Below are 11,440 nucleotides of genomic sequence, written 5' to 3' on the forward strand. Positions count from 1 at the left end.
AGTTGAATTGAAAATGCGGTTTGACACACTTTTTTGAACGTTCCCTTAAGATTTTATAAACTGTGCATATAGTACTCTATAAGAGAAAGAGAAGTGTGACAACTTCTCTCTTTCTTAACCACTTGCTGAAGAACGTTTATCTTCTGTGGCATCTGGTGATGGAGCAACTAATCTACTCAAAATCTCATCTTTTGGTCCCATAGCATAAATAACCCCATCTGACATGACGATCACTGTATTGACTACAGATAGTAGCTGTAGCTTATGAGTGATGATAACAGTGGTAGTATTTTGCTCTCTTGCAACATTGATTGCATTAATCAAGCGCGCCTCTCCATTACTGTCTAAGTTAGCATTCGGTTCATCAAGCACTAAAAGCTTAGTATTACCATAGAAAGCCCTTGCAAGTCCAAGAAGCTGTTTTTGGCCACCAGAGAGTATTACTCCTCCAGGTCCTCCTATTGTTGTATCATACCCATTTGGTAAGCTCAGTATTAATTCATGTATTCCTGCAATTTTTGCTGCTTTGATTATTTCTTCAGGATTTGGATCTGGTCTCATGCGGGCAATATTAGCTTTAACGCTCGTGTTAAATAACTCAATATCTTGAGGTAAGTAACCAACATAATTACCAAAGTTCTCTCGATTCCAAGTATATACATCAGCGCCATCTAGTCTGACTACACCTGATATGGGTTTCCAAACACCAACGGTTAGTTTTGCAATGGTCGACTTACCAGAAGCACTTGCACCAATAACACCAACAACATCCCCTGGTTCTATTACAAATGAGATTCCTTTTACTGTTGGCTTATTGCTCCCATAAGGAGTAAAAAATACCCTATCAAATTCCAACTTCCCTTCAGGCTCTGGTAGAGCCATAGTTTGCTCTCTTTTTGGGGATGTTAGTATAAGTCTTTGTAGCCTCTCATATGACATTCTGGCTTGATTTAAAAATTTCCAAGTATGAACTGCTGCATCAAATGGAGCCAATACTCTACCCATCAAAATCGAGGCAGCAATGATACTACCGGCAGTTTTGTGAGCTGTAATTGCAAGTAATGCGCCTGTTCCAATTACTGATATTTGCAGAGTTGAGCGTAGAAACTTAGTAATTCCAGTAATCACATTAGAACGATTCTGCGCTGTAACTTGCATTGCACGATTTTGATCATTCCGTTTACACCAATCAGAAACTATAAATTCTGACATGCCCATAGCTTCAACCACCTCTGCGTTTCTTGTTGCAACATCTATAGCATTAATATTGCGTATAGTTTCTTCATTGGTTTCTCGCAATATACGCTTAGTGGCAAGTTCATTCCATACTGCCATTGAAACTAATATAATGATCCCGGCAATAGCTATAAACCCTGTAGAGGTATGTATCATAAAGATCACAACAAGGTAAATTAGCGACCATGGAGTATCGAACAGTGAAAATATACCATTTCCTGTAATGAAATTTTTTATTACTCCAAGATCTCGTATTGCTTCACCACTTGAAGTTGAGCTTTGTACTGATGTTAACCTGATTGACCTTACTATTAGATCTGGTGTTGCAGTTTTATCAATCCAATCACCAATTTTAGCCATAGCTAAATATCGACAAGTTTCAAGCATTGCAGAACATGCAAACGCAGATAAAGTAATAATCGTCAGCATAACTAGTGTTGACACACTCTCGCTCGATATCACTCGATCAAGTACCTGAGAGGTATAAAGTGGCAAAAATAACATTAACGCATTAATCCCTGAGCTAAACCAGAAAATGAACCAAAACGCACTCTTGCACTTCTCTAGACAAGTATATAGTATACTTTGCTTTAATTCCTTTTTTATTGACGGAGTGATTTCCACAATCTTCCTTTTATTTAATTATATGTACCATATATAGTTTTTATTTCAAAAGTATTAACAGTTATTGCCTTACCATATCATTAATGTAATAAAATATTAATGATATGCGAATATAAACTTTTTCATGGAAATTTAGCAAGGCTATCTAATTTCTTCTCTACTATAACCTTATACGATAGCCTTGCCAATTGTTCTACGTTTTTCTTATCTACTACTCAATGACAGTTCTTACTATCACTCCTCTGAAAGTTGATGCTATCAGAGTCAGTGACTACAATCTGCATCTATTTTCCTCTTTCTATATGATCAGGAAGTATTACATATTCCAATGATCTAGCTGTAATTGCTCTTTTTCTCACACAAGATGGACTTGAATATACCCTTGGTCTATATCTTTCGAATTTAAAACAGTCAACAGTAATCCCCTCCTCAAAGTTAGAAAGTATTAGAGATGGAGATTTACTAACTTCCTTATCACTCACAGGATTATTTGCACTACCATAACTCACATGACGCGCTGCACTATGATTGTTACCACACTCTTCTCTTGAGGTTGAACTGCTTGGATTAAAAGGAGTCGAAAATATTGAATACCCATTGGTATCACCAAATCGTTTTATCAACCCACAGTTTTCTTCATTCATTTTTGTAATATTCTCGTGATTAGCACCTTCTGATAAGCTTGATGAAGCGATAAGATCTTCTTTTTTCTTACTAAAGATATTGCCTATTTTTAGCTTAGTTGCAACATTCTTGAATTTGTTTTTCGGAGCTTTTGGTTTAATTTCTGAATTCTCATTTATAGTAATTACACATGATGGATTATCTAACTTGTCCATTGTATTTTGTACTCTACTGTTGCGTCTTGAACACAGACTAAGTTTTGCTGTTAAATCATTCAAAACAGGTGAACTTTTTCTACCTTCTAAAGACTTATTCGAACATAGTACTGCACTACCACCCCTACTCATTTTCTGAGGAGAAATATTGAGTTTGTCTTTACTCTCTAATCTAGTTTCATGCGTAAACTTGTAAAGTTCATTTTCCAATCGTGAAATATCTTCTACATTCTTTATTAATAGTTCCAATATTGAGTTGTATTCCTCCAAATCATGATCCCCTACTTTTGTCTTAGCTAACTTTCCTGTAGCCTCTTCAATTCTGTTCATTTTTTCAGTATAGTTTTCTATCTCACGTTTAACAGGTTCTTTTTGAAGGCCAATCACTAAGTTGTATAAGATAAGTAAAAATGATATCGAAGAAAATGCAATGGAAATCCAGGTAGGAATTTCTTCCTTTTCAGATTCTGCATTATTATACTTAATGCAAACAGAAATAATCACACTTGATATTGACATGGCCAGATTATAGTAGTCTAGAAGCTTTTTGCTTCTTTCTTGATCTTCCATATTAAGTTTATCATATTTCCTTTTTTTGTTTTCCCTTATTTCATAAAAGAAATCTAAAAATAACCTCAAGATATTTGTGTCACCATGTTTAAAAGCATAATCTAAAGCTGTTTTTTTTGCATTATCCTTTATATCAAAATTTATCTTCTTATTTAAAGTTTTCTCTCCGGTGCTGATTGTTAGGTAGAATAAGGCTTTAATAGCTTTTTCCCTTAAGTGCTCATTTTGTTTACGCTTTTCTAAAACTAACTTTTTCAAAAATTGACCTTGCTTAAAATCCTCATTTATAGTTTTTTCAAAATCATTATCACTCATTACAAGATAGTGTAATGCTGTTCTTCCAGATTTAGATACAACATTTAACATTTTCTTATTATAGGGGTAATGATTATCTGTCATAAAATATTCTATTAACTCAGCATTAAGGCTCATGGCAGCTAAATGTAGAGGTATAAGCCCTTGACTGTTTGTGTTAAAAAGTGGTACTGTGTTCCTAATAGTTGACTTAGCAATACTTTCAATAACATACTGAGAGAATTCTATGTCGTTGGCAAGAGCAGCCATGTGTAACGGTGTATTGTCATTTTCATCGTATAACACTTTGATGCTAGCAGCCACCTTTTTACCTACAAGTTCTTTTGACACAAATTCAAGACATTCCTTATTGCCGCTCAAAATAGCTGCAAATAACAACTTTTTTTGTGTATTTTGTTCTAAAAAAATACCCTTTGGGCTTTTTTTTACCAAATACTTAACGCATTCTACTCTTCCACTGAGAATAGATAAGTATAGTAAAGTTTGTCCATCCTTATTTTTCTTACTTAATATTTCTCCCACTCTCTCTTTTTTAAAAAGGTGCTCAAGGCATGATTTATTACCAACACGTGCTGCCATATGAAAGACGGTGTCACCGTTGCTATTCTCACGCAAAACCTCTTGATAAACGTCAAATTTCTTCTCTTCCAACTTTTTTTCTATCATGCTTAAAAACGATAAATCAAGTTGGGCAGCAAAATGTAAAGGGGTGTTTCCTTCATTATTACTCTTATTTACTTGCATGCTTCTGTCTATTAATAGACTCACACATTTTTTTCTTAGTTCTGTTTCTGTATTACTCGATAGAGCTAAGTGTAGAGCCATATTTCCTTTGCGTGTTTCTGTGCTTAAATCGTAATCAGGAAATTTCTTGAGTAAAGATGTTAGACAATCATACTTCCCGTACATTGCAGCTAAATGTACAAGACCTCTTCCATAATCACCTTTGGATTGAAGTATGCTATTTCCTATATTTTCATAAAATAGGTCTATACAATATGAATTACCATGTATAATAGCAATATGTAAGGGGGTGTTACCTTGTTTATTCTGAACAATTTTTGCACCTGATTGAGTAAACAATTTCATTAGCTGGTTATTTCCATGTTTTGCAGCTATATGCAATGGGGTGTTACCATCTACATTTTCTTGATTAATTTCACTTTTTAGTCTACCTAAAAATTTTAGATGCTCTATAAGAAAATTTATGGCATTTTCTTGAGTTTCTGAGTTACCTACAATCTTATGAAAAGGATTCTCATTATATTTATTTTTTAAAAATTGTACTTGATTATCAATGAAGAATTTTATGCACTCAGCATTTCCAGATTGCACAGCATAGTGTAATGCGTTATTTCCATATTTATCTGTTTTAATTTTCTCCCTATCAAAAATTCCTTTTGCTGTCAATATTTCTTTTAAATATTCTAGGAGGTTAGGACTTCCGCTTCTGGCAGCATAGTGTAACTCGGTTTTATTATTGGTAGTGCAACTAAAATCTGCTTCATTTTCTATGAGAATTTTCAAGCATTCTTTATTGCCAGATTTAGCCGCATAGTGTAGTGGTGTTTTACCATCTCTATCTTTATTCCTTACTGCTTCTTTAATGTCAAAATTAGAATTTTCTATCACAAAACATAAAATATCTTCTTTACCCGACTCAGCTAAATAATGTAGAAGTGTTTTATCATTACTATCTGCAAAATTCTCCAATTTTATAATCAATTCTCTGCCCATACTAAGAATTAGAGATACAGCTATTTCAACATGAATATCATAATTCCTATTTTTCTTTTGTTCTTTCCTAATTCTTTCAATAGCCACTGTTAATAGCGAAGAACCATCATTACTTATTATATTCCATCCATCTTGACGAAATTTTTCAGCTAATGAATCACTTATATTTTCTGCTAAAATCCTGCTTTTTATACAATCAAGATTATTAGTACATATATTATAGTTTTCTTCTTGAGTTACTTTATTAATATAATCATATATGATTATTAGGTCTTGCTTATTGACTTTATCTTCTGAATTGCCTTGTAATGAAGAGAGGTCTATCTCACTAATTGCTCTGGCCATAACAACGTTTCCCGCAACAAATAAACCTGAACTGAGTGTCTTTGCGCTTGTACTAGATTTAGCTTTGAAAACACTAATAACTGTGTCAAATTTATTTTTGAACATACTGTACCTCATAAATAATAATGCCGGTAGTGAATAAGGCTTTAGTAGATACCACTGTAATTTTTAAGCCTACAAAAATTCACCAGCGGCCGCATTATATAGTAGATAATTTTTTGTGCTAGTAATATTTTTCTAATTCCCACTTTGGCCTTGGTGCAAAGTCAAGAGAGTCTACATAGCTTCTCTGTAACCTTTCAATTCCTGTCCATCCAACCATCACTGCATTGTCTGTACATAAATTGCTTGGAGGAGAAAGCACGTTCAAGTCTATGTGCTTTTTTAATCTCTCTTTCAGGAAATTATTTGCTGCAACTCCACCAGTAATTACAAAATCATTGATTTTAATATTTAAAGATACAGCGATACCAATAGCATTTCTGACTCTATCGAGTAATATGTCGCTAATACACTCTTGAAACGAAGCACACATATCACACACATCCTGTTCACTCATTACAAATTCTCGTGCTAAGTTTTTTACCGCTGTTTTAATTCCAGAAAATGAAAAGTCACATCCAGAACGTTTTATCATTGCTCTTGGCAGCTTAAATCTCATACCATCACCTTTTTTAGCTAACTCTTCAATTAATGGACCTCCCGGATAGCTTAGACCCAGCGTTTTAGCGACTTTGTCAAATGCTTCTCCTAATGAGTCATCAAGCGTTTCTCCAAGTTTGATGTATTTACCTACATCCTGTGCAATTAAAAATTGGCAGTGACCACCTGATATCAGCAGGACTAAAAACGGAAATTCAACCTCATATAGTAGCCTAACAACTAACGCATGTGCTTCTAAGTGATTAACTGCAATAAACGGTTTTTGTGTTACGTGTGCAATTGCTTTAGCCATCATTGTACCAATTATTAATCCACCTATGAGTCCTGGTCCTGATGTTGCTGCAATTGCATCCAAATCACAAAAATTAAGGTTATATCTTTCCATAGCACTTTTTATTAAACCACTTAAATGCTTCATATGAGCACGTGATGCTATTTCAGGAATCACTCCACCGCACTTTTTATGCTCTGCCTGAGAAAGAATTTCGTGAGCAAGAACTTGCTTGTTGCTATTTACAATCGCAACTGCAGTTTCATCGCAGCTTGTTTCAATAGCTAAAATAGTCTTCATAAATACTTTGATTATAAAAAACTATACCTTGAAATGCTGTAGAAGTTAACTATATTCTGCTGAGCTAATTATCATCTTCAAATATAGAACCAATTTTTTTGCTTCCAGGAGAAAATTTATTAGTCCAACTGCTTTGTACTTTGTTTATATCTTTAAAAGCAGTTTTATCGCTATATTCCTTTACTTCTTTATCTATTCTCTCCATTATTTGTAGATCCAGGTAGCTCTTTTTCCATTGGTTAGTAGCAAGAAATACTCTGTTTAAATCTTGAGTGCGAATTAGATATTCTTTATCTTTAGGATAAACTTCCTGAGCCCAAGCAAACAGCTCAAAATAGCGTGCGAATAACTCAGACGCACGTGATTTTGGAGTTTGATAAGCTTGTATCTCTTCAAATATAATTTGACCAATAATTTTTTGTACCAGAATATTTGACTGCTTTAAGTTCTGCTCAATATCCTGATAAACTTTATAGAGAAATTCTTGCTCTAAGCTTAAGTTCAGTTCATTTTCAATCATATGTGAAAGTTCATGTACTATGATGTAAGGATTTGACCTTCTTAGCACAATAACATACTTATTTAAACCAGAAGAACGAATTGTCTTACACACTCCCTCTTCCATATCCACTAATCCTTCTTGACATATTTCAAACGAGAGTCTATTTTGCTTTATTAGTGACAAAGTGAGGTTTAATGTATTTCTAAACTTCTCAAATTGATAGAGATATTTGACATATTGTATTACGTTTTCACTATTTCCTACTTGAGTTGCTTGTTTTATTAAGTTTCTGATTAGCATGCTTCATTATTAAAGGAATTTTCTTTATGCTCAAGAATTATAAAGTGTTTTCAGGAAGTATAGCTAAAAAAGTTTAATTTACTTACATTCCGCTACTTATTATTAGCCAAGAGGTATCACGTCAGTATGACTTAGGAATGTACTAGATATAAAAGTGCAATATCAAATATATTTTACTAAAAATCAATCAACTTTTCACATGTTTGCTCTTCATAAAAGAAGCTCAATGTTATCGTAGTACCAAGTTTTGCTTCACTTTGAATGTTGAAAGTCCCACCCATTAACTCTACTAATTTCTTGCTTAGAGGTAATCCGATACCTGTGCCTTCGTTTCTATATCCCGAATCTGCTTGGCCAAAAACGGACATAACTTTATATATGTCCTGCTGCATTATCCCTATTCCATTATCATGAAACTCAATAGTTAATAAATTTTTTTCTATATTCTCTTTAACAACCATTCTTATTAAACCACCTTGAGGAGAGAACTTGATTGCATTTGATAACAAATTTATTATAACTTGCTTCATTCTTTTGGGATCGGCGATAACTAATAATTGTTTATCAGATATCTCTTTCTTTAAACTAATTCCTGTTTCTTTTAGTTTAGGTGATAACATTTTTAAGCACGAATCTATTATCTTATTCAGATTAAACTTCACTTTCTCTACTGTTAAACTACTTGATTCAGCTTTAGAAAAATCGAGCACATCATTAATCAAAGCAAGTAAATGTGTACCAGCATTATATATATCGTCTACGTATTCCTTGTATTTAGAGTGATCTACCGAACCTAAAGTTTCATTTTTGATCAACTTTGCAAATCCAATAATAGCATTAAGAGGTGTACGCAACTCATGTGTAACACTTGCAAAAAATTTTATCTTATTTGCATTTTCTTGCTCTAATGCCTCTTTAACCCTTTGTAATTCAATATTAGTTTTATGCTGCTTGGCTAGCATTTGGGTGTTGGAAAGGTGCAAATAAAGCATTATTAGTATTAAGATAACCAGTAATAAGCCTATTAATATTGAAAATAGACTATATACCATAATATAAGAGTCATTATAGCTTTGAATGATCTTCAAAAAAAATGAAGGCTTAATGTCATCTTCATGAAATATAGGGAAAGTAGAAGTTAATGTATTTCCTGTAGCGTAAAATATTTCTTGATTGCTTAGCAATTTATCAATTTCATCATTTGTAAGCAACTGCTCATAGTCATGACCTTGAGTATTAAAATTACTGAAAATTACTCTGGCATTTTGATCATACAGTATTAAGCTAAAATTTCTTACTTTGCTTACTGATTGTAACAATTCAGCACGCAATTTTACCAACTGGTTTATGTAATCAAAACTGTTATATTTAATATGATGTTTTTCTATTAGTAAATAATGATATTTTTTTATTATACTATTTTCCAATAGATCTTTTAAGTTTGCATTTGAATTACGGTAAAAAGAAAGAAAATTATTCTTTAATGAATAATTGCGGTATATTGTGCCCAATAAAACCACAAAAATTAATAAGAATAGCGAGATAATTTTTGTATATCTATTTGTTTTTAGTGTAGTAAACATTAATTTACTTAATTTATACATATTCTTCTCATTGTGAAATAACGTCTTTTATGGTATTAATAAAAAATTAGCATATCATACTTTTATGACAATTTCTCCTATCTTGCCAGTTTATTCTCCTATTAACATAAATTTTTCTTATGGCAAAGGTATTTACTTGTATGATATCGATAATAAGCGCTATATAGATTTTCACTCTGGAATAGCTGTTAGCAGTTTAGGTCATGCCAACCCACGATTAACTGATGTCCTAAAATTACAAGGAGAAAAACTATGGCATATATCAAATACCTATAATATATCTACTGCCAACAAATTTGCAGAAAATTTAATAAACAACAGCCTTGCTAATACTGTATTTTTTGCAAATTCTGGATCAGAAGCAGTGGAATGTGGACTTAAAATCGCTAGGGCCTATCAAAATGGAAAAGGTAATAAAAATCGCTATAGAATTCTAACATTTCATGGTGCATTTCATGGAAGGACATTTTTAACTTGTGCAACAAACGATAGACAGAAATTTTCTGAATTACTGAATCCTTATATTGACTGGTGTGATAACATAGAGCCCAATATTGAGAGTGTAAAGAAAGCAATTTCTAATGGCATAGGTGTTATATTAATAGAACCAATACAGGGACAAGGTGGTATTAAAGTAATGAGTGAAGTCTTCATGAAAGAGCTAAGAGAACTATGTAACGAAAACGACATACTGCTATTTTTTGATTGCGTTCAGTGCGGTGCTGGCAGGACAGGAAAGTTATTTGCATATGAACACATAGGAATTAAGCCTGACATATGTGCTCTTGCAAAAGGAATAGGAGGAGGTTTCCCTCTAGGGGCTTGTCTTGCAACTGAAAAGGTTGCTAAGTACATGGCGGTTGGTATGCATGGTTCTACTTTTGGTGGTAATCCACTTGCAACTTCAGTAGGTAATGCTGTATTGGATGAATTGCTCAGCCCTGGCTTCTTAGAAAATGTTGAAGTTAGAGGTAAGTCTTTAAAAAACAAACTAGAGGACTTAGCAAGCAAGTTTCCAATGATAGAAGAGGTGAGAGGAAAAGGGTTGATGCTAGGAATAAAAGTAAAAATGAATAACCAAAAATTTGCAGAAGAGCTAAGTCACCGTGGTTTACTCACTGTTGGAGTAACATCAGATAACGTTGTAAGAATCTTGCCTCCACTCATTATCACTGAAAAAGAGATTGATGAAGGCATTGAAATCCTCACTCAGTATTTATCTGAAAAGTTCTAGTTAAAAACTAAACCTTCCTGCTCACTAATTGTTGGCTGTATCAAAATTGCAGATAAAGCAGTAGCTACAACTTTATCAGCTACTTCATTTGTACACTTTGCCTTTTCCTGTTCTCTTATCAGTGTAAGCTCATTTATATCACTTAGTGAGTCAAATTTTGTTATATCCTCAAATATAAACGATTGCACGATGTCTTTCGGAATATTGAAAAAAGCCGAGTTACCAAGCGATAATGTCATATCTAACAAACTTTTCATTAAGCCGTTTCTCAAAACACATTTAGACAGTTCTTTTAAAAGAATTGGAACTCCAAAAATAAAAAATGCTCCTCTCACTAAATAGGTCGTTATTTCATATAACAATGCACCACACAAGAGTGCCAGTGGTCCAAATACTATAAAACCGCAAAGTAAAGGCAATGGCATGGTCTGACCTGATGATATTCTACCTATAAGCTCCATTGAAATTATAAACCCAATAAGTAACATAGCTCTACCTAGATATGTCCTTTCTTTAGAGCGTTTGTTAAAGTTTTTCTCACGTAACTTAGAAAAATCATTGTTAACTCTGACTTCAAAAATATTATGGTTGATTTTTAATTTTAGCTCTAAGTCCTCTATTCCATGATGCCACTTATGACACCTTACAATTTCATCAATTATCGTACTAACTTGATTATTGATTTTGTATAATTTGCTTTCTTGATATAAGTTGCCTTGATAATATTTTTCTCTCAAGTCTACACAATTTAAATTCTTTAAATCACATAAAAAATCTTTGATTTCTTGTGCCATTTTATTAGCATCATCTTTGTAGCCTACAGCTTTCAAAATTGTTACCAAGTGTTTATTTTCAGGGAACGTTCAAAAAAGTGTGTCAAACCGAAAAAAAAGTAATAAA

At 33.1% G+C, this 11,440-nt stretch carries 7 protein-coding genes; 1 reads left to right on the forward strand and 6 read right to left on the reverse strand.

Annotation, left to right across the window (positions count from 1 at the left end):
* Positions 1-114: 114 nt before the first annotated feature.
* The 5 genes from JR312_RS03675 to JR312_RS03695 all read right to left on the reverse strand — a co-directional run bounded on the left by JR312_RS03675 (position 115) and on the right by JR312_RS03695 (position 9,306).
* Positions 115-1,860 (reverse strand): type I secretion system permease/ATPase, encoded by a 1,746-nt coding sequence (locus tag JR312_RS03675; RefSeq protein WP_015588031.1) that lies wholly within the window; start codon positions 1,858-1,860, stop codon positions 115-117.
* A gap of 284 nt (positions 1,861-2,144) precedes the next feature.
* A complete protein-coding gene (locus tag JR312_RS03680) occupies positions 2,145-5,771 on the reverse strand; it encodes an ankyrin repeat domain-containing protein (protein WP_416647760.1) in 3,627 nt (1,208 codons plus the stop codon).
* A 118-nt stretch (positions 5,772-5,889) separates the two neighbouring features.
* On the reverse strand, positions 5,890-6,900 hold the full coding sequence (tsaD, locus tag JR312_RS03685; RefSeq protein WP_264330688.1) for a tRNA (adenosine(37)-N6)-threonylcarbamoyltransferase complex transferase subunit TsaD: 1,011 nt from the start codon (positions 6,898-6,900) through the stop codon (positions 5,890-5,892).
* Between the two features lie 64 nt (positions 6,901-6,964).
* Complete coding sequence (locus JR312_RS03690) at positions 6,965-7,702, reverse strand: WD_0702 family putative metalloprotease (RefSeq protein WP_416647761.1); 738 nt, start codon at positions 7,700-7,702, stop codon at positions 6,965-6,967.
* A gap of 176 nt (positions 7,703-7,878) precedes the next feature.
* The gene (locus JR312_RS03695) at positions 7,879-9,306 is read right to left on the reverse strand and encodes a sensor histidine kinase (protein WP_264330690.1); all 1,428 of its coding nucleotides are present in this window, start codon (positions 9,304-9,306) and stop codon (positions 7,879-7,881) included.
* A gap of 64 nt (positions 9,307-9,370) precedes the next feature.
* Here JR312_RS03695 and JR312_RS03700 point away from each other — a divergent pair, with 64 nt between their 5' ends.
* The gene (locus JR312_RS03700) at positions 9,371-10,540 is read left to right on the forward strand and encodes an aspartate aminotransferase family protein (protein ID WP_416647762.1); all 1,170 of its coding nucleotides are present in this window, start codon (positions 9,371-9,373) and stop codon (positions 10,538-10,540) included.
* Here JR312_RS03700 and JR312_RS03705 read toward each other — a convergent pair.
* Positions 10,537-11,334 (reverse strand): hypothetical protein, encoded by a 798-nt coding sequence (locus JR312_RS03705; RefSeq protein ID WP_416647763.1) that lies wholly within the window; start codon positions 11,332-11,334, stop codon positions 10,537-10,539. The two genes, JR312_RS03700 and JR312_RS03705, sit on opposite strands and share 4 nt — an antisense overlap.
* Positions 11,335-11,440: the final 106 nt, after the last annotated feature.

The organism is Wolbachia endosymbiont of Nasonia giraulti (assembly GCF_048054155.1).
In the GTDB taxonomy this organism is placed as follows: domain Bacteria; phylum Pseudomonadota; class Alphaproteobacteria; order Rickettsiales; family Anaplasmataceae; genus Wolbachia; species Wolbachia pipientis_C.

Bases quoted from the DNA above. Each gene is read 5' to 3' on its own strand.
- JR312_RS03680 (WP_416647760.1), bottom strand. From the start codon at position 5,771: ATGTTCAAAAATAAATTTGACACAGTTATTAGTGTTTTCAAAGCTAAA.
- tsaD (WP_264330688.1), bottom strand. From the start codon at position 6,900: ATGAAGACTATTTTAGCTATTGAAACAAGCTGCGATGAAACTGCAGTT.
- JR312_RS03690 (WP_416647761.1), bottom strand. From the start codon at position 7,702: ATGCTAATCAGAAACTTAATAAAACAAGCAACTCAAGTAGGAAATAGT.
- JR312_RS03695 (WP_264330690.1), bottom strand. From the start codon at position 9,306: ATGTATAAATTAAGTAAATTAATGTTTACTACACTAAAAACAAATAGA.
- JR312_RS03700 (WP_416647762.1), top strand. From the start codon at position 9,371: ATGACAATTTCTCCTATCTTGCCAGTTTATTCTCCTATTAACATAAAT.
- JR312_RS03705 (WP_416647763.1), bottom strand. From the start codon at position 11,334: ATGGCACAAGAAATCAAAGATTTTTTATGTGATTTAAAGAATTTAAAT.